This window comes from Rurimicrobium arvi, assembly GCF_039540495.1.
GTDB lineage: Bacteria > Bacteroidota > Bacteroidia > Chitinophagales > Chitinophagaceae > Rurimicrobium > Rurimicrobium arvi.
Map to the genome: position 1 here is coordinate 144,348 of NZ_BAABEZ010000001.1, position 22,022 is coordinate 166,369.

18 protein-coding genes are annotated in these 22,022 nt (G+C 51.0%); 8 read left to right on the forward strand and 10 right to left on the reverse strand.

Annotated features, from left to right (window positions below):
- Positions 1-2: 2 nt before the first annotated feature.
- The 4 genes from ABD846_RS00635 to ABD846_RS00650 are packed head-to-tail and all read left to right on the forward strand — an operon-like array spanning position 3 to position 5,397.
- Positions 3-3,641, forward strand: coding sequence for a response regulator (locus tag ABD846_RS00635; protein WP_344821639.1), 3,639 nt, complete (start codon positions 3-5; stop codon positions 3,639-3,641).
- 3 nt (positions 3,642-3,644) lie between these two features.
- Positions 3,645-4,016, forward strand: coding sequence for a response regulator (locus ABD846_RS00640; protein WP_344821641.1), 372 nt, complete (start codon positions 3,645-3,647; stop codon positions 4,014-4,016).
- Positions 4,013-4,834, forward strand: coding sequence for a CheR family methyltransferase (locus ABD846_RS00645; RefSeq protein WP_344821642.1), 822 nt, complete (start codon positions 4,013-4,015; stop codon positions 4,832-4,834). The genes ABD846_RS00640 and ABD846_RS00645 overlap by 4 nt, the downstream gene beginning before the upstream one ends.
- Positions 4,816-5,397, forward strand: coding sequence for a chemotaxis protein CheB (locus ABD846_RS00650; protein ID WP_344821644.1), 582 nt, complete (start codon positions 4,816-4,818; stop codon positions 5,395-5,397). The genes ABD846_RS00645 and ABD846_RS00650 overlap by 19 nt, the downstream gene beginning before the upstream one ends.
- On the opposite strand, the gene ABD846_RS00655 is transcribed toward ABD846_RS00650, so the two are convergent.
- The 5 genes from ABD846_RS00655 to ABD846_RS00675 all read right to left on the reverse strand — a co-directional run bounded on the left by ABD846_RS00655 (position 5,398) and on the right by ABD846_RS00675 (position 9,131).
- Positions 5,398-5,949 (reverse strand): ferritin, encoded by a 552-nt coding sequence (locus ABD846_RS00655; RefSeq protein WP_344821645.1) that lies wholly within the window; start codon positions 5,947-5,949, stop codon positions 5,398-5,400. It lies immediately after the preceding gene.
- Between the two features lie 22 nt (positions 5,950-5,971).
- Complete coding sequence (locus ABD846_RS00660; protein WP_344821647.1) at positions 5,972-6,376, reverse strand: hypothetical protein; 405 nt, start codon at positions 6,374-6,376, stop codon at positions 5,972-5,974.
- 46 nt (positions 6,377-6,422) lie between these two features.
- Positions 6,423-6,668, reverse strand: a complete 246-nt coding sequence (locus ABD846_RS00665) for a hypothetical protein (protein ID WP_344821648.1) — start codon at positions 6,666-6,668, stop codon at positions 6,423-6,425.
- Positions 6,669-6,761: 93 nt separating this feature from the next.
- The gene (locus ABD846_RS00670; RefSeq protein WP_344821649.1) at positions 6,762-8,045 is read right to left on the reverse strand and encodes an NAD(P)/FAD-dependent oxidoreductase; all 1,284 of its coding nucleotides are present in this window, start codon (positions 8,043-8,045) and stop codon (positions 6,762-6,764) included.
- A gap of 90 nt (positions 8,046-8,135) precedes the next feature.
- Positions 8,136-9,131 carry an L-threonylcarbamoyladenylate synthase gene (locus ABD846_RS00675; protein ID WP_344821651.1) on the reverse strand — a complete coding sequence of 332 codons (996 nt, stop codon included), beginning with the start codon at positions 9,129-9,131 and terminating at the stop codon, positions 8,136-8,138.
- 414 nt (positions 9,132-9,545) lie between these two features.
- Between ABD846_RS00675 and ABD846_RS00680 the strand changes: the two genes are divergently transcribed.
- The 3 genes from ABD846_RS00680 to ABD846_RS00690 all read left to right on the forward strand — a co-directional run bounded on the left by ABD846_RS00680 (position 9,546) and on the right by ABD846_RS00690 (position 15,153).
- On the forward strand, positions 9,546-10,541 hold the full coding sequence (locus tag ABD846_RS00680; RefSeq protein ID WP_344821652.1) for a Smr/MutS family protein: 996 nt from the start codon (positions 9,546-9,548) through the stop codon (positions 10,539-10,541).
- 77 nt (positions 10,542-10,618) lie between these two features.
- Positions 10,619-11,383, forward strand: coding sequence for a nucleoside triphosphate pyrophosphohydrolase (mazG, locus tag ABD846_RS00685; RefSeq protein WP_344821653.1), 765 nt, complete (start codon positions 10,619-10,621; stop codon positions 11,381-11,383).
- 8 nt (positions 11,384-11,391) lie between these two features.
- Entirely contained in the window at positions 11,392-15,153 is a 3,762-nt protein-coding gene (locus ABD846_RS00690) for an ATP-binding protein (RefSeq protein WP_344821655.1), read from the forward strand.
- Here the strand turns inward: ABD846_RS00690 and ABD846_RS00695 are convergent.
- The 5 genes from ABD846_RS00695 to purL all read right to left on the reverse strand — a co-directional run bounded on the left by ABD846_RS00695 (position 15,150) and on the right by purL (position 20,766).
- Entirely contained in the window at positions 15,150-15,443 is a 294-nt protein-coding gene (locus tag ABD846_RS00695; RefSeq protein WP_344821656.1) for a rhodanese-like domain-containing protein, read from the reverse strand. The genes ABD846_RS00690 and ABD846_RS00695 overlap by 4 nt on opposite strands.
- Positions 15,443-16,672: a DEAD/DEAH box helicase gene (locus tag ABD846_RS00700; RefSeq protein ID WP_344821657.1), complete on the reverse strand. Its 1,230-nt coding sequence runs from the start codon at positions 16,670-16,672 to the stop codon at positions 15,443-15,445. Before ABD846_RS00700 ends, ABD846_RS00695 begins: the two co-directional genes overlap by 1 nt.
- Position 16,673: 1 nt before the next feature.
- The gene (locus ABD846_RS00705) at positions 16,674-17,426 is read right to left on the reverse strand and encodes a glycosyltransferase family 2 protein (RefSeq protein ID WP_344821659.1); all 753 of its coding nucleotides are present in this window, start codon (positions 17,424-17,426) and stop codon (positions 16,674-16,676) included.
- A 38-nt stretch (positions 17,427-17,464) separates the two neighbouring features.
- Positions 17,465-18,460 carry a tetratricopeptide repeat protein gene (locus tag ABD846_RS00710; protein WP_344821660.1) on the reverse strand — a complete coding sequence of 332 codons (996 nt, stop codon included), beginning with the start codon at positions 18,458-18,460 and terminating at the stop codon, positions 17,465-17,467.
- A gap of 83 nt (positions 18,461-18,543) precedes the next feature.
- Positions 18,544-20,766, reverse strand: a complete 2,223-nt coding sequence (gene purL / locus ABD846_RS00715) for a phosphoribosylformylglycinamidine synthase subunit PurL (RefSeq protein WP_344821662.1) — start codon at positions 20,764-20,766, stop codon at positions 18,544-18,546.
- A 142-nt stretch (positions 20,767-20,908) separates the two neighbouring features.
- On the opposite strand from purL, the gene ABD846_RS00720 reads away from it, so the two are divergent.
- Positions 20,909-22,003 carry a lipase family protein gene (locus tag ABD846_RS00720; protein WP_344821663.1) on the forward strand — a complete coding sequence of 365 codons (1,095 nt, stop codon included), beginning with the start codon at positions 20,909-20,911 and terminating at the stop codon, positions 22,001-22,003.
- Positions 22,004-22,022: the final 19 nt, after the last annotated feature.

The following is a 22,022-nucleotide window of genomic DNA, read 5'->3' on the forward strand; positions in this document are numbered from 1 at the left end:
GAATGGAACGAAAAAAGTTGACTTCTTCCGTGGCACGACAGCTGCGCGTGGTATTCTCGATATCCGTAACGCTGCTGGTGTTGAGCTCTCTCGCATCTTTCTACTCCAACCGGAAGCTGATCGAATCCTCCCAATGGGTGAATCATACCAACGAGGTAATTGTAAATACCGAACGGCTGTTCTCAAATCTGAAAGATGCGGAAGCGGCACAAAGGGGCTATCTGCTTACGGAAGAAAAACGTTACCTGGACGCTTATAACGGCCGTTATGATAAAATATTAGGTCAATGGCGTGATCTCAAATCGCTTACTTCGGATAATGAGGTACAGCAGCGTAACCTGGATCGCCTGCGCCTGCTGATAGACGAACGGTTCAAGCAGATGCAGAAGGTCATCAGTATGGTGACAGACGCGCATGTTTCGATTGCGGATATCGGGCAAACCGCAAAAAACGATATCAACCGCGGTAACGAGATCATGGAGGAACTGAGGGGGCAGCTGAACGCAGTACGTGAAGAAGAAAAGCAAAAGCTCGATCAACGCCTTTCCACGCAGGACCGATATACAACATTCACCCCGGTGATGGTTGTGCTGGCAGCTGTGCTCTCTGTACTGATTTCGGTGATGGCTTATTTCCGCATCAAGAACGATCTGGAAGAGCGTATGCAGCGCCAGCGAGAAGACGAGGCAAAATTTATTGAAACTAAAAAACGTATTGCCGCAATCGAGTCGGTGACAAGCCATGTTGCAGAAGGAGATTACTCCGCGCGCAGCAGCGATGAAGGTGGAGATGACCTGGGTAGGATATCAGTTGCTTTGAACAATATGATCTGCGCGCTGGACAACAGTTTCCGCGAGCTGAAAAATAAGGACTGGCTGCAATCCGGAACCGTGAAGCTTGCCGATGCGATGCGGGGTGAACGCATCATCGAATCAATTGCCGGTCGTGTGCTCAACACACTTGCTTCCCTGCTTCAGGCCCCGGTGGGTGCTGCCTACGTGCTGGATAAGAACATGCGTTATCGTCTGCGCGCCGGTTTTGCACAATCGGATATGCCGGAAGAAATCGCGTCCGGAACAGGTCTTGCAGGCCAGGCAATCGCCGACAAAAAAATGTTCGTGACAGGTCCTTTGCCTCCCGGTTATTTACAGGTAGCCTCCACGCTGGGCAATACGCATGCCACATATATAGTCGCTTTGCCTGTGGTGTTTGAAGATAATGTGCTTGCAGTGATCGAACTCGGGTTGCTGCGCGAACCGGATGACTTATCGCTCCAATTGCTGGAGTTGAACGCCCATAATATCGGTGTTGCCGTGAACGCAGCATTAAGCTATGAGCGCCTGCAGGAATTACTGGAGGAGACACAGGCACAATCAGAGGAGTTGCTCGCACAGCATAACGAACTCGAAAATATCAATGCAGAGCTGGAAGCACAGACAGAAAAGCTGCAGGCGTCTGAAGAAGAACTCAAAGTGCAGCAGGAGGAGCTGAACGAAGCTAACCTTGAGCTGGAAGCACGTGCGCATCTGCTCGAAGAGCGCAACCAGACCATACTCGAACGCAACCGGGAAGTTGTGAAAAAAGCGGCGGAACTGGAGCAAAGCACGAAATACAAATCGGAATTCCTCGCCAATATGTCGCACGAACTGCGCACTCCGCTCAACTCTATTCTGTTGCTGAGCCGCTTGCTCACGGAGAATGCGGATGGCAGCCTGAATGCAAACCAGGTGGAATATGCACGCGTGATTCAGAGTTCGGGCGCGGGATTGCTCACGCTAATCGATGAGATCCTGGACCTGTCTAAAATCGAGGCGGGTAAAATGGACCTGGAGGTGGTGCCCGTATCGCTCGAGGGTATAGGCCGCGATATGACCAGCCTGTTCGCCCCGGTAGCCAGAGACAAAGGACTCAGTTTTGATATTATTATGGAAGAGCAGCTGCCGTCGACAGTAGAGACGGATAAGCTGCGCCTGGAGCAGATACTGCGCAACCTCATCGCAAACGCGCTGAAGTTTACACAGAAAGGTTCCGTAACGCTGAAAATCGCTCCGGCTCCTAAAGGCAACATTGCTTTCTACGTGATCGATACCGGTATCGGCATTCCGGAAGAAAAGCAACGGATGATCTTTGAAGCATTCCAGCAGGCAGACGGTTCCACACGTCGCAAGTTTGGCGGCACGGGTCTGGGTCTCTCCATCAGTAAAGAACTAAGCCGCTTGCTGGGAGGAGACATCCAGCTCGACAGCAAGCCGCAGGAGGGAAGTACGTTTATACTCATCATACCGGTAAGCTACAGGCCTTACCAGGATATGGCATCTTCACTGTCTGATCCGTCAATGGTTGCAGTTCCGGCAAAACGCCGTAACGCTGAACCGGAGGTTGCCAACAGGTATCTCAGTGAATCTATCCCTGAACGTATACCGGATGACCGTGATGAACTCAAACCTTCCGACCGCAGCATCCTCATCGTAGAAGACGACGTTCCCTTTGCACAGGCCTTGCTGGCTTTCACGCGCAACAAAGGATATAAAGGTATTGTCTGTGTGCGTGGGGATGAAGCCCTGAACATGGCACGGGAATATCAGCCAAAAGGTATCCTGCTGGATATTCAGCTGCCCGTGAAAAGCGGCTTCCAGGTAATGGAGGAGCTGAAAGAAGACCCGCTTGTACGGCATATCCCGGTGCATGTGATGTCGTCGCATTCCCTGCGCCGCGAAACGCTGATCAAAGGCGCTGTAGACTTCATCGACAAGCCGCTCGCCACTGAGCAGATGCAGGAGATGTTCCGCAGGATTGAGGATGTGCTGAGCCGGGATCACCGGAAGGTGCTCATTGTGGAAGACAATAAGATGCACGCACAGGCACTCGCTTATTTCCTTGAATCGTTCTCGATACAATCCGAGATCAAGAACAATGTTTCAGACAGTATTGATGCGCTTCGCAGTGAAGCCGACTGTGTGATACTGGATATGGGTATCCCGGACAATACGGCTTACGAAACGCTGGAAACACTGAAGAATAATCCCGAATTTGAGGGACTGCCGATTATCGTATTCACCGGTAAAAGTCTTTCTCTGGCGGAGGAACAGCGCATCAAACGATACGCGGATTCCATAGTGGTGAAGACTGCGCATTCCTACCAGCGCATTCTGGACGAGGTATCGATATTCCTGCATCTTGTATCTGAGCAGCAGGGTGGGGGTGACAAACAATCTGCCCGCAGACTGGGTTCGCTCAACGATGTGCTTAAAGATAAAACCGTACTGGTGGTAGACGATGATGTAAGGAATATATTCTCGCTCACCAAATCGCTGGAGCAGATGGAAATGACCGTGGTTTCGGCGATAGACGGTAAAGAGGCGCTCGCGCAACTGCAGCGGAATAAAAAAATTGATGTGGTATTGCTGGATATGATGATGCCGCAGATGGACGGTTACGAAACGGCGCGCGAGATACGCAAGCATCCCGACTGGAAACATCTGCCGGTAATAGCCGTTACTGCGAAAGCGATGACCGGCGATCGGGAAAAATGTATCAGCGCTGGTGCTTCGGATTATATCACCAAACCGGTGGATGTGGATCAGCTGCTCTCGCTGTTGCGGGTATGGCTTTACGATTACGGAACTTATAAAAGGTCATAATACATGTATTCAGGAACTATTCTGATTATAGACGATGATGTGCGTAATATATTCGCCTTGTCTGCAACCCTGCAGGTAAGAGGATTTACCTGTTATACCGCGGTGAGCGCTCAACAGGGAATAGCACTTCTGGAGAATCATCCGGACATAGACATCGTGCTGCTGGATATGATGATGCCGGAAATGGACGGCTACGAAGCGATCCCCTTACTGAAGGCATGTTCTGCAGCACCGGTGATAGCCGTGACGGCGCAGGCGATGATCGGAGACCGGGAAAAATGCCTGGCCGCCGGTGCCGACGACTACATATCCAAACCTATTGATGTGGACAAACTGATGCTGGTGCTCTCAGCTCATATAAAACAAGTGGATTGATTGAACTAAAAGTAAACGACGCACAGGTAAAGGAGTTGCTGGATGATATCATGCGTCTGTATGGCTACGATTTCAGCGAATACTCAAAAGCATCGATCATCAGGCGCATCAACCGTCTGATCAGCCTCGACCGCTTTGAGGACTTTGCTGCGTTCCGTAATCATCTGCGGCGACACCCGGATTACCTCAAGCGCTTTATTGAAGAAGTGACCGTGAACGTTACCGAAATGTTCCGCGACCCGCTTTTCTATAATTACCTGCGTACTACGGTTTTCCCGGAAATCGCCATGCGGCCCTTTATCCGTATCTGGCATGCAGGCTGCGCCACAGGGGAGGAAGTGTACTCAATGGCGATCCTCCTGAAGGAAAGCGGACTCCTGCACAAATCCCTGATCTATGCAACCGACATTAATCCGGATGTGGTGGAGAAAACGCGCAGCGGTATTTTTCCGCTGATACGCATGCGGGAATACTCCGAGAATTACCGCATGGCCGGTGGTACTCAGGATTTCTCATCCTATTATACGGCGCAATACGATCGCGTGATTTTCCGCGACGAACTGAAGGAGAAAATGATATGCGCCACGCATAACCTCGTGTCGGACGGCTCTTTCAATGAATTTCAGCTGATTCTCTGCCGCAATGTGCTGATCTATTTCGACCGCGGTCTGCAGGAGCGTGTACTGGATCTGTTCGATGCCAGTCTGGAACGCCTGGGCTTCCTGGCGCTGGGCACCAAGGAAACGCTCAAGTTTTCCGGCCTGCAACAACGCTACAAACAACAGCAAAAAGAACGTATATGGAGAAAGGAATATTAGTAGAAGATCTGGTGCTTATCGGCGGTTCAGCGGGTAGCCTGGATGTGCTGCTGCAGATATTACCCGCTTTGCGCCCGGATGTACAGGCCGCCATCATACTTGTCCTGCATCGCAAAGCTACCAGCGAAACCGTGCTCACGCAACTGCTGAAGCAGCGGACGAATCTGCCTGTGCGCGACGTTGAAGAAAAGGATCGTATCTGGCCCGGCGTGATCTACGTAAGTCCCGGCGACTACCATCTGCTGTTCGAGTCCGATGGTACGCTTTCGCTGGACGATTCTGAACGTATCCTTTACAGCAGGCCGAGTATCGACGTCTCTTTCGAGTCTGCCGCCATGGTATACGGCAGCAGGCTTACATGCATCCTGCTTTCCGGTGCAAATGCCGATGGCTCTGAAGGCATGTTGTTTGCGCGTAAGGAGGGTGCCTATACAATTGCGCAGACGCCGGACAGCGCGGAACTGCCGCTTATGCCGAAGGCTGCAATCGACAATGGAGCAGCCATGATCGAAATGCAGCCTTCAGAAATACTTAGTTTTTTAAACAGCAGGAAGCACCTGTGATTACGGATTATCAGCAGTAGCGGTTTCCGGTGCAGCAGCATCATCAGGTTTATCCTTCAGCTCTCTGTCCAGTTGCAGCAATGCATCATCCTGTGCATTTTTGCCACCCGCTATTTTAATGCGGTCGAGTAATTGCAGTGCCAGTGTTTCTTCCTCTACCTGCTCCTTCACAAACCATTGCATGAAGTTCCAGGTTGCCCAATCCTGCTCCTGCATGCTCATCTGCGCAATCGCATATATGGCAGTGGTATTATCCACCTCATGCTGAAACACTTTTTCGAAGCAGTCTTGTATTGACTGCGGATCGGGACCCGGGGCTGGAATCGCCGTAATGCGCGCCCGGCCACCGCGGTTCTGGATATATTCCAGCACTTTCATCATGTGATTGCGTTCTTCGGAAGCATGACGATACAGGAAGTTTGCAATGCCGGAATACCCATTCTCATCAGCCCAGGTACCGTAGGAAAGATACACTTCGGCAGCCTGTGCTTCTTTGGTCAGTTGTCCGTTCAGCGCTTTTTCGATGCTGTCGGAAAGGCGTTTTGTGTTCATAAAGATTGTTTGGTTGGGATGATTATTCCCGCACTGTATAGCGCTTCCTGTCCCGCTCTTCGGTATAAGCTCCGAAGGCATCACGGATACGCTCACGCAGTGCGGGATTATGTTTCAGGTCCATATAGAAAGTCACTTCCTGATCGCGGTTGGAAAATACGACACCATAATTTTCGAGCGTCATTCTGGAAACATCCCGTAGAGAGACATTAATCGTTTTTTCGCCGGATTGTATGGTTATCAGTTCCGCATCCTGCTGCATCACAGGATGCTGCAACACGTAGCTTTTTGGGTCGTCGTCCATTACCACACGTGTGGTGTTTTGACGAAGTGGTTCAAACACATCTTTTGCAAGCGCATTTTTATCCTGCGCATACAAGTGATTGGCACCGCCCAGCAGCGCCGCGAAGAGGAATATTTTTTTCATAGACTGAGTTTTTTAAATGGATTATGGTCCACCTAAAAATAATCAATTACAGCATATCATGGTTATGCGTGATGCGGCTGATATTGCCTTTTGCAGCCGACTTACGGAAGTGGTTGCGGTGCGCATGTCCGGAAGCGGGGTGCGATTCGCGGTTATGTTCGTCAGACGCGGTACGCTGATCGCGGTAACGTTTACCGAGCCAGATAGCTCCGCCTACAATTGCTGCTGCTCCTGCAACGGCCAGCCAGGGCAAGCCTGCGCTTTTTTTCTGAATTAATGGTAAGTTCTTCATGATCGTTCATTTTAAAGTTCCGTACAAAAATGCAATTCCATCGGGTTGCTACTGTTACACGAAATGCATATAGCCTTATATGATTCCGATGTGTCAGTCTATTTCTTTCTCGTGCCTGCCCGCAAGATCCTTATTGGGACGGATGATCAGCCTCAGGGTAGGGTCGTTCGTGATAAAGCTCCAGAACCAGTTCAGCGCGAGTTTTACCTTATTGCGGAATCCTGCAATAGGAATAATATGGATAAACAACCAGGTGAGCCAGGCAAAAAATCCTTTAAAGAAACCGCGCGGAAGATCCACCACGGCCTTGAACTTCGAGATAATGGCCATGCTGCCTTTGTTTTTATAGCGGAATGCCTTCAGATCGGTTCTGCCGGATAGCATGCGCGCAAGGTTCAGGGCCAGGTTTTTTCCCTGCTGTATCGCTACCTGTGCAAGTTGGGGGTGACCGTTGGGGTAGGCGGGATCTGCAGACTGAAAGCAGACATCACCTATTGCATATACATTCTTCGTGTCGACCACTTTGTTGTAGGCATCCACAATAATCCGCCGGCCGCGTGTGGTGGCATTTTCCGGCAGACCTGGTGCTGCGCTCGCGATCACACCGGAAGCCCAGATCAGGTTCGCGGTTTTGATGCTGGTTCCGTCAGACAACACGACCGTCTCGTTTTCGTATCCTTTCACTGCAACATTCAGCATGATCTTTACACCCAGGGATTGCAGCGTTTTCAGGGCTTCCTGCTGTGCTTTCACACTCATGGGCCCAAGCAGTACCGGCGCTGCATCAATCAGGTAAATGCCGCCCATATTGCGGTTCAGTTCCGGGTAATCTTTGCTGACAATGTGCCGGTTCATCTCCGCCATCATTCCTGCTATCTCCACGCCGGTAGGGCCGCCACCGGCTATTACCACCGTTGTGAGCCGTTGCAGTTCTTCCGCATCGCGCGTGCGTGTGGCATGTTCCAGATTCAGCAGCAATTGGTTGCGCAGGTTCAGCGCATCGTCTATTGTTTTCATTGGCAGCGCATGTTCCCGCACCTGGTCCATACCAAAGTAATTGGTCTCTGTACCTGTGGCGATTACCAGCACGTCATAGGATATATCGCAGCTGTCTGTTTCCAGGATATTCTGTTCCGTATTCACACGCAACAGTTTGCCGTTCACAAAACGGATGTTGTCGCTGTCCTGGAACATTTTCCGGAAGGGGTAGCTGATATTCGAAGGTTCGATAAATGCAGTGGCTACCTGGTAAATAAGCGGCGGGAAGAAATGGTAATTATTCTTGTCTACAATCACCACATGGATACCCTGTTTTCCGCTCAGGGATTTGGCAAGATTCATGCCTGCAAATCCTCCGCCAACGATGACTACTTTCATAAGCCTGTACGCAGGGGAAACTGTTTTCAGGTCCTGCGCAACTGCAAGTTAGCAGAACGGTTCAGCGTGTAAAATGCCTTTAGCAAAGCATTAAGATAGCCGTGTGCCGGGCTTGTGCATTGCCTGAGCCCTGTTCAGGCGATCATTGATAGCGGGCCCCAGGCCTGTTTCCGGGAAGTGTTCCGCGACAATCACATCAAACCCTGCGTCATCGATAGCACGCATCACCGCAAACAGCTGAGCCGCTGCTTCATTGAGGCTGCCGGAGGGCGAAAGCACAAACTGCCGTACGCCGGGCAGACCGGGGTAAGTATCGCGGAACTGTATACTTGCGATCCTCTGATGCGGGAATTGCAACGCGAGTTCGCGCACATTGCCTATGTATAACGCCGCATGCGTGGCGTAATGGGATTTCAGCATACCGGGGCCCTGAGGTCCGGAGGCAACCGCATGGCTGCGCACATCCGTAACTTCCGCCCCGGAGATGGCGCTCAGCGTTTCCACTGCAATTCCGCCGAGACGGTATAATTGTATTTTCCCCGGTTCCTCAAATCCTACAATTGTGCTTTCCACGCCTACGCTGGAAGGTCCGCCGTCAAGTATATAGGGGATTTTTCGGCCCAGGTTGTCTATCACGTGCTGTGCGCTTGTGGGACTCACATAGCCGAAAGGATTGGCGCTGGGGGCAGCCAGAGGAAAATCGAGCAGTGACAGTAAAGAGCGGGTAAGCGGATGGGCCGGTACGCGCAGCGCCACAAGGGGACTTCCTGCCGTGACCAGGTCGGGAACAATCTCTTTTTTGGGTAGCAGAAAGGTAAGGGGACCGGGACAGAGTGCAGCTGCAAGTTTATGAGCTGCTTCGGGAATGGCCGCTGCGTACAGTGATGCGCTCTGCCAGTCGGGAATATGCAGGATCAGCGGGTTGAAGAACGGGCGCTCCTTTACTGCGAATATCTCCGACACGGCAGCCGGGTTCAGGCCGTTTCCGGCAAGCCCGTAGACGGTCTCGGTGGGAATAGCCACCAATGCTCCCTGCCGGAGCAACGTCGCCGCCCGTTGTATGTCCGTACCTGTTTCCGTATACATGAGCCGCAAAGATACCCTGATTTTACCAGTGGGAAAAGCAGTTATAAGATACCTTCCCAGGAGCGTGCGCTCCGTATCGGGCAGTACCGGGCTTTTGTGCTTAGGGATATGCCCCGTCATATACTAAAGGTACGCTTGCCTGTTACCGGGGGTAGGCCCGCCATACCTGAAGGGTAGGCTTGCCAATCTCCAGGGGTACGCCCGCCTATTATCAGGGGTAGGCCCACCTATTATAAGGGGTAGGCCCGCTATACCTGAAGGGTAGGCTTGCCTATCTCCAGGGGTACGCTCACCTATTATCAGAGGTAGGCCCGCCATACCTGAAGGGTAGGCCTGCCTACCTCCAGGGGTACGCTTGCCTATTATCAGGGTTAGCCCCCTATACTCTGGAATACGCTTCTTATTTTTGTCACCATGAAATTTTCGGTGGGAGACAAAATGGTGATCAGGCGCAGCGGCGAGGAAGGCTATATCGTCTCGCTGCTGGACGGACAAATGGCGGAGGTATCGGTAAACGGAACCATATTCCCCATTTACCTGGATGAGATCGATCATCCCTACCTGCGCTGGTTCACGCAAAAGAACCAGGAAAAGAAAAAAGTGCTCCGCGAGCAGATTCCTGCAGAACCTCTGCGGGAGCAGCCTGCGAAAGTAGTGTCCGGCATCCACTTTACCTTTCTGCCGGAATTCCGTATTGTAGATATGGAAGAACGCGTAGTGCAGCTGAAACTGTACCTCGCTAATGAAACTGCCCATCGTATCCGGGTTACCTATGAAGTGAGGACAGCGGAAGAACACCTGTTCAGCTACACCGGTATGCTGCAGCCATTCACCGATCTGTACCTGCATCATCTTTCATGGGAAACGATGCAGGAAGCACCGCGCTTCAGCTGGGATATACGTCCCGACGATGCACCGCAGCTGGCTCCCTACCAAGAGCAGCTAAAGATCCGCCCCGTAAAGCTGTTTGAATATATCAATGAGTTGCTGGCCAGCAATAGCCCCACTTTCCGTATCACACTGCTGCGCGGATTTGATGTGCTCAAAGCAACCGCACCACAGCCACAACGCGATCGTCCCGTACCGCAACTACCGCGCGCGCTCCGCTCGATACAGGACATTCCCCGCTATGAGCTGGATCTGCACATAGAGCAACTGATGCCGGACACAAAAGGACTCAGCAATACAGAAATGCTGGATATACAACTTGCCGAACTGAAGCGCTATCTGCGCATTGCTCTTACCAACAGGCAGGACCGGATGCTTATCGTGCACGGGCTTGGAAAAGGTGTGTTGCGACAGGAAGTGCATAAGCTGCTCAAAGCAACCGAATGGGTAGACAGGATCGAAGATGGATGGCAGGCCGGATACGGATTCGGCGCTACGCTCGTCCATTTTAAATACCTATAGATTATATGTTTTCATCAGGTTTTTAGCTATCTTGCGCGGAAGTCTCATTTTTCCCCAAACTGTCTAACCTATATAATTTGTACGCACAATCACTGAGCCGGCTGTTGTCTATTCTGGATGAATTGCGTGAGCGCTGTCCCTGGGACAAAAAGCAGACGCTGCAGAGCCTGAGGCCGCAGACCATTGAAGAGCTTTACGAATTGACAGATGCACTGTCCGGCGAACGCTGGGACGATATCCGCGAAGAGCTAGGAGATATACTGCTTCATATTGTTTTCTATTGCCGCATCGCATCTGAGCAGGGACAGTTTGCCATGCCCGATGTGATCGAGGGTATCTGCAATAAGCTGATCCACCGGCATCCCCATATTTATTCCGTTATTTCCGTAAACGACGAGGCAGATGTGCGCCGTAACTGGGAGCAGATCAAAAAATCGGAAGGCAAGCAATCCGTGTTATCGGGTGTGCCTGCATCAATGCCGGCGCTGATCAAAGCATTGCGCATACAGGAAAAGTCGGCGCAGATCGGTTTTGAATGGAAACGTATAGAGGAAGTGCGGGATAAAGTGGCTGAAGAACTACGGGAGATGGATGAAGCAGTAGCTTCGGGAAACAAAGAGCATATAGAAGAGGAGATAGGTGACCTGTTTTTTGCAATGATCAACTACGCGCGTTTTGCAGGCGTGGACCCCGAAGAAGCACTCGAAAAGACCAATCGTAAATTTATTCGCAGGTTTCGCTATATTGAGGAGGCTGCCGACAGAATGGGTAAGGATATCCGTTCTATGAACCTGGCTGAAATGGACGCGTTGTGGAATGAAGCCAAGCGCAGCGACAAATGAAACGGAATATGAAACGGAATGCCATTCTGATATGTGCGCTTACGAGTGTGGTACTATGGATACTGGCTTCGTACACGTTTGTAACGGAGCGGAAAAAGCTGGAGCCGCAGTCGCTTACCGCGCTGCTGCAAAAAGATATCCTGGATAAAGAGCAGTCCGTAGCTGCATTGCTGCGCAATCACCAGTTCACCAAAAGACTCTGGACCAATACCCTTTCGGAAAAGGAGCTCACGCAACTGAATGCACGTGGCATTGTGGTGCGTATATACGATTCTTCGGGGCTCTTGTTCTGGTCGCGGAACGACTTCCCGGTGAAGACCACTTCGTTTCTGCCCAACCTGCAGGCTATTCAGGAAGATAACCTGCTGTTCCTGTACCAGAGTTTTGGCAAGGCAGCTTACCCTTCGCGCAGAATGAATCTCGTGATTCCGGTGTTCCGCCGTTTTGAGACCAGTAATGAATACCTGCATTCCGGTTTTTTTGCGTCAGAAGATATTCCTGAATCCTCCCAGCTTTCGCTTACGGCAAAGAGTGGCTTTACGCCTGTACGGGGTACGGATGGCCTGCCCCTGTTCCATATAAAGATCAATAAGGAAGACATCAAACCGTTTGTGCCCGGTGGCCGCATTATCTGTCTTTGCCTGCTGGCTGTACTGATGACGGTGGTGACGCTGCACCTGATGGCGCTGCACCTGGCCCGTATCTACAATGCATTGCTCGGAGCGGGTACCCTGTTGCTGTTGCTTACGATTGTTTCCGGTCTGATTTTCAAAGCCGGTCTCCCTTTCCATTTAGGCAATCTGGAATTGTTTTCGCCGAGGTTGTATGCAAGCAGTACTTTTTTACCTTCGTTCGGTCACCTGCTCATACATGTGTGCGGATTTTTCTGGGTACTGTATTTCCTGCATGCCACCATGCACACATATGACAAGGATATGATTGCGGCGAAGCTGCACCGGTTCCGCTGGCTGCTGACAGTGCTCATGATCATGGTGATCACATTCCTGGCTATTTATATCCAGTACCTGCACCAGTCGATGATTTTCGACTCGGATATTTCTTTCGATACAAATACAGTGCGCGCAACCGATCAGTTCACAATCCTCGCGCTGGTAATATGTGTGCTGCTGGCACGCGCGTTCATGTACATACTGTATTGCGGCAACTACATATTGGGTGTGCTGGTGCAGCCGCGTGAAAAATACGTGCTGATCTTCATTGTAAGCATCATGTGTCTGATGCTGCATTATTTTTTTCTTGGCGCTCATCATCCCTGGATACGCCCTTCGCAACTCCAATTCTGGTTTGATATTTTTGCCGCATTGTGGGCGCTCGGGTATATCTATTTCCTGGATATACGCTCAGCTAAGGGACAGCACTATAATTCAAGCTTGTTTTCTCTCATTTTTATCAGTGTTTATTTCAGCATCCTGTTTGCCGTATGCTTTAAGTTGTTCATCGACCAGAAAGAGCAGAACATTACCCGGCTGGCTTTTGCAGAGCGGCTCGCGCGCATGCAGGATACCGAAATGGAGATCCGGTTCGATGAAGTGCAGCGTAAAATTTCCGCCGACACGGTGCTGCAGCAATGGCTCGTAAACAGGGATTCAGTTACGATTGCCGATCTGTATAAACACTTCAAGCTTTTCAATTCTGATATTTATTTCACCCGTTACGGATTGGATGTTTACCTCTTCGATCAGTCGGGTGCACCGCTGATTCCCGGTGCATCTGTACCGCTGGACAGCTTTACGAAAATAAAAGGACATAGTTCACCCACACTGAATCCCTACCTGTATTTCCGTGCAGACAGCAGCGAGCGCGGTTCCTATCTTGCTTTGGTACCGATACGCAAAGACAGTCTGCACGCATTGCTGGGTTACCTGGCGGTGAATTTCCGGCTTAAGCAGAATATTGTGCTGTCTTTGTATCCGCGTTTGCTGAAAGACCAGACCGATTTTGCGAGCGATAAAGAGGTAAACTATGATTATGCGATCTATATAAACGGGAAACTCTCTACGCGTGCAGGGGATTATAATTTCGATTACCGCCTGCCTTCACAGCATTTTGAACAGTCGTACGTCGTGCGGCAGCAGGGAGATTACTCCATGCTGTATTACCGCGCTGCCCCGAATGTAGTGTACCTGGTGGCCTACCGCAATAATCTGCTGCTAGGAATGCTCACGCTGTTCTCATTCCTGTTTGGCATCTCGCTGGTCCTGTTCACGCTTGAAAGCTGGACGAAAACACTCGCTAAAATCTGGCTATTCAACAAGCCCGCCACCACGGTTTACAACGCAAGTATGAGCGTGCGCGTGAAGTATTTTGCATTGGGCTTCACAGCCGTATCGTTTTTCGTGATAGGCCTTTCAACTGTGATCTTCCTGACCAACCGCTACCAGAGCAACAGTCTTGAAAACCTGAAAGGTACGCTCACCAATGTATCTGAAGCAGTGAACGAATACCTCAGCAATCAGAAAGTGATCGATACTGCCCGAACGCTGGAGCATGAGCTGGCACAAAATGAAGAGCTGGCCTACTTCCTTACCAGTATCGCGCAGCAGCAAAAGATCGACATCAATATATTCGGGATGAACGGCCGTATGGTGTTCACCACGCAGGAAAAAATCTACCTGCAGAATGTGCTGGATCCGCTCATATCGCCGATCGCTTTCCAGGAGCTGCACAAGAATGGTATGACGGAATACCTGCAGCAGGAACAGATCGGTTCGCTGGTCTATACGGCCGGATATGCGGTGATCAGCGACGACCATGGTAAGGCTGTGGGCTTCCTGAACATCCCGTCTTTCTACACCAAGAAGCGTCTGGATGAGCAGATCATGAGTCTTATCACCACCCTGCTGAACATTTATACGATCCTGTTGCTCATATCAAGTGTGATCACCTTCCTGTTCATCAACACACTTACGCGTTCACTCAACCTCGTGGCAAACAGCCTGCGGAATGTAAACCTCAAAAGTAACGAGCTTATCCACTGGCCTTACGATGATGAGATCGGATTGCTGGTGAACGAATACAACAAGATGGTGGCGACTGTGGAGCGCAACGCCCGTTCGCTGGTGCTGGATGAGCGCCAGAGCGCATGGCGTGAAATGGCGCAGCAGGTAGCCCATGAGATCAAGAATCCGCTTACGCCTATGAAGCTGAATATTCAGTACCTGCAGCAGGCGATCAATTCCAATCACCCGGATATCATCAATCTTACCAAACGCGTATCCAGCTCTATTATTGAGCAGATCGACAACCTGAACTATATCGCATCGGAATTTTCCAACTTCGCGAAAATGCCGGAGAACAAAACAGAGCGCATCGACATCAAGAGCATGCTGGAGCGTATTGTGCTGTTGTTCAGCGGCAATAAGGATCTGACTGTTACCCATTCGTTTCCTGAAGGTCAGGTGATCGTATTTGCCGATCACAGCCAGATGCTGCGCATATTCACAAATATCGTGCAGAATGCTGCGGAGGCCATGCTTCCGGCAGATGAACGGCACGGGCAGATTGATATCAGGCTGTCGTTTTCAGAAGATCTGGAATCCATTTCCGTGATCGTAAAAGACAATGGAAGCGGTATCCCGGAAAATGTGAAGGATAAGATATTCGATCCGTATTTTACTACAAAAAGCTCCGGCACCGGACTGGGCCTTGCGATGACCAAAAAGATCATCGAGCTGTGGGGCGGAACCATCCGCTTTGAATCGGTATCCGGTGAAGGAACCACTTTCTTTATCGAATTGCCGCTGGGTTAGTAACTGCCGCGGATAGCAGCCATACCACCGCTGAGGTTGTACAGGCGTGAAAATCCTTTGGACTGCAGTCTTTGGATTGCAATCACGCTTCGGATGCCCTTCGCACAGTACAGCACGATATCTGCATCTTTAGGGAGACGTTCGGCGGCGCCGGAGAGCGCATCCATAGGAATGTTCTTTCCGCCGATATTGTCCGCTTCATGCTCAAAGGTTTCCCGCACATCGATCAGCAGGTAGGGCCGTCCTTCACGGTTCCAGTCCTCCAGGGTTTGAAGCGTTACCGAATGCATCAGGATGATTTTTTATGGGGCCAGTTTCCGGGCTTTTTATGAAAGGAACGTTTATTGTTGCTATGACGCTGCGGTTTCGCATCCGGTCTGTATTCCGGACCTTTCCCGAGCACCTCCGGCAGCGGTACCGGGTCAATACGGCGTTCCATCAGTTTTTCGATAGCGGCAAGACGGTACATGTCTTTTTCGTTCACAAAAGTGATGGCGGTGCCTGTAGTAGCTGCGCGCGCCGTACGTCCGATGCGGTGGATATAATCTTCCGGGTCGGGTGGCACATCGTAGTTGAGCACAAGGTCGATACCGGTCACATCTATTCCGCGCGACAGTACGTCGGTGCCCACCAGTACCGAAATATTTTTATTCTTGAACTGCTGCATGATCTGCTCGCGCTCCTCCTGTTTCAGATCGGAGTGGAATGCTGCAGTGGTCATATCGGTTCGGCGCAGCATCTGGTATACGGATTTCACCTTCTCTTTGGTGCTCGCAAATACGATGATGCTCTTGTATTGCCCGCTGCCGAGTATCTGCTTGAGCAATGCTTCTTTCTGGGAATCGTGTGCAAAATATACCTGTTGTATGATGCCTTCTGCGGGCTTGGAGATCGCAATATTGATCTGCTCGGGATGCTTCAGGATTTTATGCGCGAGGTTGCGGATCTTGGGCGGCATCGTGGCAGAGAACAGGAGCGTTTGCCTGTTTTCCGGCAATTCCTTCACGATCCTGTCAATATCTTCGGAAAATCCCATGTCAAGCATACGGTCTGCTTCATCAAGCACCAGGTGCTGGAGCTGACTGAAGTCAATCGCTTTCATGTTGATGAGCGAGATCAGGCGGCCCGGAGTAGCGATAATGATGTCCGCACCTTTTTTGAGTGCGCGCTTCTGTTGTTCCCAGGTAACGCCATCGTTACCACCGTACACCGCAATGGAACTGACTTCGATATAGTAGGCCATTGCTTCAATCTGCTGATCGATCTGCTGGGCAAGCTCGCGCGTGGGTACCAGTACGAGCGTATTGATATGCTTCACCTCAGTGGTGATGATCTTGTGCAGGATCGGCAATACGAAAGCTGCTGTTTTACCGGTGCCGGTCTGTGCGCAGGCAATGAGGTCTTTATGCTGCAGGATCAGTGGAATCGCCGCTTCCTGAATGGGTGTGGCGTTACGGTATCCCATTGCATCGATCCCGTCCAGCAGGTCGTAGTCCAACTCAAAATCTTCGAAAGTCACGTTATGCGTGTTTTTTTTGGTACAGCTTGCTTTTCAGCAATCCGCTTTTGTGTAAAAAATGGGTGAGTGAAACCCGCAGCACGCCGAGCCCGTACTGGGCACTGCGTTTAAAGTTGATGCTGGAAGCTTCCTCAAAATATTTGGTGGGGCAGGTTACCTCACCGATCTCAAATCCGTTCATGAATATCTGAGAGATCATTTCATTGTCGAATACGAAATCGTCGCTGTTGTAAGTAAAATCTATGGACCGGATCACCTCTCCGCTGAAAGCACGGTACCCGGTATGGTATTCGCTGAGTTTCTGATTGATCAGTATATTCTGAAACAGGGTGAGGAAGCGGTTCGCGATATACTTATACATCGGCATTCCGCCTTTGAGGGCACCCTTGCCCAGTATGCGCGACCCGAACACCACAGGGTACAGATCGTTTCCGATAATAGACACCATAGCATGTATAAGCTTAGGTGTATACTGGTAATCGGGATGCAGCATGATCACTATATCTGCTCCCAGCTCCACGGCCTTGGAATAACAACTTTTCTGGTTGCCTCCGTAGCCTTTGTTGGTCTGGTGGATGATGATATGCCGTATGCCCAGTTTCTGCGCTTCGGCTACGGTGTCGTCCGGACTATGGTCGTCCACGAGCACCACGTCATCCACAATATCGAAAGGAATTTCCCGATATGTACGCTCCAGTGTTTTCGCTGCTTTATAAGCGGGCAGCACCACTACTACTTTTTTGCCGTTAAACATAAGCCGTGCAAAGGTAATTTCTTTTAATGGATATAGGTTTACTGCTTTTCTCTGGCCGGCTGCTCGTCTTTGCAGTGCTGTTGTATCAATCTGGCTACCTCATCGCCGTAGTACGTGGCAAATCCCAGCTGCTCCGCCGCTTTTAAATCCCTGCAACCTTCATAACGCATACCCGTTTCGAGGAACAGCAGCGCACGGTTGCGGTAAGCGTACGGATTTGAGCCATAGAGCGCAATCGACTTGTTGATGTTGATCAGTGCATTCTTATAGTCTTTCAGTTTCATCTGCACATACCCGAAATTGTTCAGAATATATGCATTGTCCGGTTGTTGCAGGCGTCCCTGGTTGAGAATTTCGTAGGCATCCTGGTATCGCTCCTGATCGATGAGCGTCATACCGATATTATTGTAGATGATGATTTCGTCCGGGTAACGCGTTACCAGATTGCGGAGGATTAGAGTTGCGGAGTCTGGCTTGCCGGAGATGGAGTAGGCCATTGCGAGGTTGGACAGGAGCGACATGCTATCGCCGTAACGCACGATCAGCTCCCGGAGCATTTGTATCGCTTCTTTTCCCATTTGTTTGTCCAGCAGTAATGCCGCAGTATTGGATTCAATTATCAGACTGTCTTCCTTTGAATCCGCCACTGCCAGCGCCTTCGTGTAGAAGTATTTTGCTGAATCGAGTTCGCCGCTGTGCCGGTACATATACCCGACCTGATTGAGCAGAGTGTCGTTTTTAGGGTAAAGTTTGAATGCGTACAGGAGTACATCGATTGCTGCCCTGCGGTCGCCTCTTGCATCCTCAAACGAACTCTTGTACAAAAATAGCGTTACCTCCGGTTTGGGTTGGCGCATCAGTTTTTCGAGATAATTGAGCCCGTCTATTCCTTTGCCTGCTTCCAGAAATGCGGACAGCTTCCGGTAGTCCTCTTCAGACGGGGCCTGTGCAAACGCCTTCAGAGACAGCAACGGAAGGAGCAGGATAATGCACAGATTCCGGATCTGCGATATGTATTTACGGCAATGGATCATGATAAGACTGGTCTGTTACTGCTGCTAAAATAAAACAGCCGGCTCATAAAAGAACCGGCTGCAGGAACGTAGGATAAGAATGATTATAACATTTTTTCGATCGCGGTATCGTAGGCGTTTTTCCAGTCGGCCATATAACCCCAGTCATCACCGTCAATGCGGATATTTCCGTTTGCGGTTACCGTACCGAGCTTCACGAATGGCGTATCCTGCAGTTCTGCTTCAAAAACAGCCTGAATGGTAGGATTCACACTTACCACTACGCGGCTTTGTGCTTCCCCGAACAGGAACGCATCCTTACGCAGGTTGGCATCTGTGCTGATCTCAAATCCGAGATTGTTCTTCATGCCGCTTTCAAGCAGGGTGGTAAACAATCCGCCTTCGGAAACATCGTGTGCAGACAGGATCAGCTTACGGCTGATCATTTTTGCAACAGCATTCTGGATCATTGCCTCTTCGCTCAGTTCAAAGTGCGGAGCGGGGCTGATGTTCACACCACAGATATGATGCAGGTATTCCGAGCAGTTCAGGTCGTTACGCTGCGTACCGATCAGGTAAATGCTGTCGCCGGGATTTCTGAAGAACATAGTCATTTTCTGATCCAGCGAATCCAGTACGCCCACCATTCCGATCGTTGGAGTCGGGTAAACAGGTCCGTCCTCGCTCTGATTGTAAAAGCTTACGTTACCGCCTGTTACCGGGGTATTGAATTGGAGACAGGCATCGCCCATTCCTTTGATCGCATGAACAAACTGGTAGTAAACTTCAGGATTGTAAGGATTACCGAAGTTCAGACAGTTTGTAACGCCCACAGGCTCACCGCCGCTGCACACGATATTACGGGCAGCCTCGCTCACGGCGATCATGGCACCTTTATACGGGTCGGCGAATACGTAACGGCTGTTGCAGTCTGTTGTCATTGCCAGTGCCTTCTCAGATCCGTGCACACGTACCACAGGGGCATCGCTCGGTTCGTTTGTCTGAGTGGTTCCGGTTCCCACCATGCTGTCGTACTGATCGTATACCCAGCGTTTGGAGGCAATGGAGGGTAACTGTACGAGCTCCATAGCAGCCTGTTTCAGGTCGGAAGGAGTGGTTACGGCAGACAGGTCGAACGCGGCTATATCTTTCAGGTAAGCCGGTTCGGAGTATTCGCGGGTATATACGGGAGCACCGCCGCCCAGTACGAGGCTTTCTGCCGGTACATCGGCGATCAGTTCACCGTTCATGTAATATTTCAGATGCTTATCGGTGGTTACCTCTCCGATGTTCACACAGTGGATATCCCATTTATCGAAGATGCGCTGTACATCGGCTTCGCGGCCTTTTTCAACCACAACGAGCATGCGTTCCTGGCTTTCGCTGAGCAGCATTTCCCAGGGTTTCATATTATGCTGGCGCGTAGGCACTTTATCCAGGTGGATGATCATGCCATGTTCGCCTTTGGCGCTCATTTCGCTGGTAGAGCAGGTAATGCCCGCTGCTCCCATATCCTGCATACCGATCACTGCTTTAGTCTGCATAAGTTCCAGGCAGGCTTCCAGCAGCTTTTTCTCTTCAAACGGGTCTCCTACCTGCACAGCGGGTAAAGACTCCGCACTGTTCTCGGTAATGTCTGCGGAAGCGAAAGACGCACCGCCGATACCGTCTTTACCGGTAGAAGCGCCCACAATAAATACCGGGTTGCCTGCGCCGTAAGAAGTGGCAGAAGCTGTTTCGCCGGCTTTCACCACACCCACGCTCATGGCGTTCACGAGCGGATTTGTCTGGTAGCAGTTTTCAAAATAGATCTCACCGCCCACGGTAGGTACGCCGAAGCAGTTACCATAATGACCGATGCCTTTTACCACGCCTTTCAGCAACCATTTCGTTTTTGGATTGTCGAGCTTCCCGAAGCGCAGCGAGTTGAGTGATGCGATCGGACGGGCGCCCATGGTGAAGATATCGCGGTGTATACCGCCTACGCCGGTGGCAGCTCCCTGGAAGGGCTCGATGGCAGAAGGGTGGTTATGGGATTCGATCTTGAATACGCAACCGAGTCCGTCGCCGATGTCCACGAGTCCGGCATTTTCCTCTCCGGCTTTTACCAGCAGGCGTCCGCCTTCCCGGGGAAGGGTTTTCAGCCATTTAATGGAGTTTTTATAGCTGCAGTGCTCACTCCACATTACCGAGTACATAGCGGTTTCGGTAAAATTGGGTGTGCGTCCCAGGATATTCTTGATGGCTTCAAATTCGTCTTCGCGGAGGCCGAGTTTGATGGCTTGGTCGAGTGTAGCTTCCATTTGTGTATACTGAATGAGCCGCAAAAGTAGGAGTTTATAGGCGGATTAAAAATTGCGTGCGGTTTATTTTGACCGATCTTCCCGACCCGGCTGAGGAAAAATAAAACGGCCTGTAAAGAAAATAGCGCATTTTTGTATTTGTTCGTTCTTAAACTCCGGCATTTATATGAAACGCGTTCTTTTATATTGTATTGCAGCACTTTTGCCGATGTTTTCGCTGGCGCAGACGCTGCCCCTGCGGGCAGGTTTTGATGCGGGGGAGTACGCAGAACTGATGTATATATCCGCACGTACCGGAGCGCTGAGTCCTGACTATTACAAACACATACCCAAGCCGGCGACACATCAGCTTGTTTACCGCTCGGCTCCTGTGGGACTCGACAATCTCTGGGAGCTCTGGGGCGGACCGCAGCAGTCGGCTGTGATCAGTCTGAGGGGTACCACCGCCGCCGCACTCAGCTGGTTGGCTAATTTTTACGCAGGAATGGTACCGGCAAACGGATCGGTACAGGTAAGCGACAGTTTCCGTTTTGATTACCGGCTGGCACAGCATCCTCGCGCCACCGTACATGTCGGATGGTTGCTGAGCCTCGGATTTCTGTCGCGCGAAATCCTTCCCAGGCTGGATTCATGCTATCGTGCAGGCGTGAGAGACCTGAGCATCATCGGACACAGTCAGGGCGGCGCGCTCACTTACCTGCTCACGGCCCAGCTGCGCATGATGCAGCAAAGCGGCGCTTTTGCCGGGATGCGTATCAAAAGCTATGCCAGTGCGGGGCCAAAGCCCGGGAACCTATACTTTGCATATGATTACGAAAATCTTACGCGTGGAGGATGGGCGTTCAATGTGGTGAATGCAGCCGACTGGGTACCGGAGACTCCTGTATCCATACAGACGATCAGAGATTTCAATAAGACCAATCCGTTTGCCGGGGCGGGCAGCGTGATCAGAAAGCAGAAAGTACCTGTTCGCTGGGCGCTGGCGCATGCTTACCGGCGACTGGATAAGAGTACGCGTAAGGCAGAGAAGATCTACCGAAGGTACCTGGCCCGAACGGCAGGAAAAATAGTGCGGAAATCATTGCAATCGTTCCGGACGCCGGTGTATGAAACAGGCATGGACTATACGCGTGCCGGTAACTATGTGGTGCTGATGCCGGATTCAGCCTATTACCGCAGGTTCCCGGATAGCGACACAGCTGTGTTTGTGCATCATCTGCACGCACCCTACCTTTACCTGCTCTCGCGCTACCGTCCCTGAGCAGGATTTGCAGTTTTCA

Bases quoted from the DNA above. Each gene is read 5' to 3' on its own strand.
- ABD846_RS00635 (WP_344821639.1), top strand. From the start codon at position 3: ATGGAACGAAAAAAGTTGACTTCTTCCGTGGCACGACAGCTGCGCGTG.
- ABD846_RS00640 (WP_344821641.1), top strand. From the start codon at position 3,645: ATGTATTCAGGAACTATTCTGATTATAGACGATGATGTGCGTAATATA.
- ABD846_RS00650 (WP_344821644.1), top strand. From the start codon at position 4,816: ATGGAGAAAGGAATATTAGTAGAAGATCTGGTGCTTATCGGCGGTTCA.
- ABD846_RS00655 (WP_344821645.1), bottom strand. From the start codon at position 5,949: ATGAACACAAAACGCCTTTCCGACAGCATCGAAAAAGCGCTGAACGGA.
- ABD846_RS00660 (WP_344821647.1), bottom strand. From the start codon at position 6,376: ATGAAAAAAATATTCCTCTTCGCGGCGCTGCTGGGCGGTGCCAATCAC.
- ABD846_RS00665 (WP_344821648.1), bottom strand. From the start codon at position 6,668: ATGAAGAACTTACCATTAATTCAGAAAAAAAGCGCAGGCTTGCCCTGG.
- ABD846_RS00670 (WP_344821649.1), bottom strand. From the start codon at position 8,045: ATGAAAGTAGTCATCGTTGGCGGAGGATTTGCAGGCATGAATCTTGCC.
- ABD846_RS00675 (WP_344821651.1), bottom strand. From the start codon at position 9,131: ATGTATACGGAAACAGGTACGGACATACAACGGGCGGCGACGTTGCTC.
- ABD846_RS00680 (WP_344821652.1), top strand. From the start codon at position 9,546: ATGAAATTTTCGGTGGGAGACAAAATGGTGATCAGGCGCAGCGGCGAG.
- ABD846_RS00690 (WP_344821655.1), top strand. From the start codon at position 11,392: ATGAAACGGAATGCCATTCTGATATGTGCGCTTACGAGTGTGGTACTA.
- ABD846_RS00695 (WP_344821656.1), bottom strand. From the start codon at position 15,443: ATGCATTCGGTAACGCTTCAAACCCTGGAGGACTGGAACCGTGAAGGA.
- ABD846_RS00705 (WP_344821659.1), bottom strand. From the start codon at position 17,426: ATGTTTAACGGCAAAAAAGTAGTAGTGGTGCTGCCCGCTTATAAAGCA.
- ABD846_RS00710 (WP_344821660.1), bottom strand. From the start codon at position 18,460: ATGATCCATTGCCGTAAATACATATCGCAGATCCGGAATCTGTGCATT.
- ABD846_RS00720 (WP_344821663.1), top strand. From the start codon at position 20,909: ATGAAACGCGTTCTTTTATATTGTATTGCAGCACTTTTGCCGATGTTT.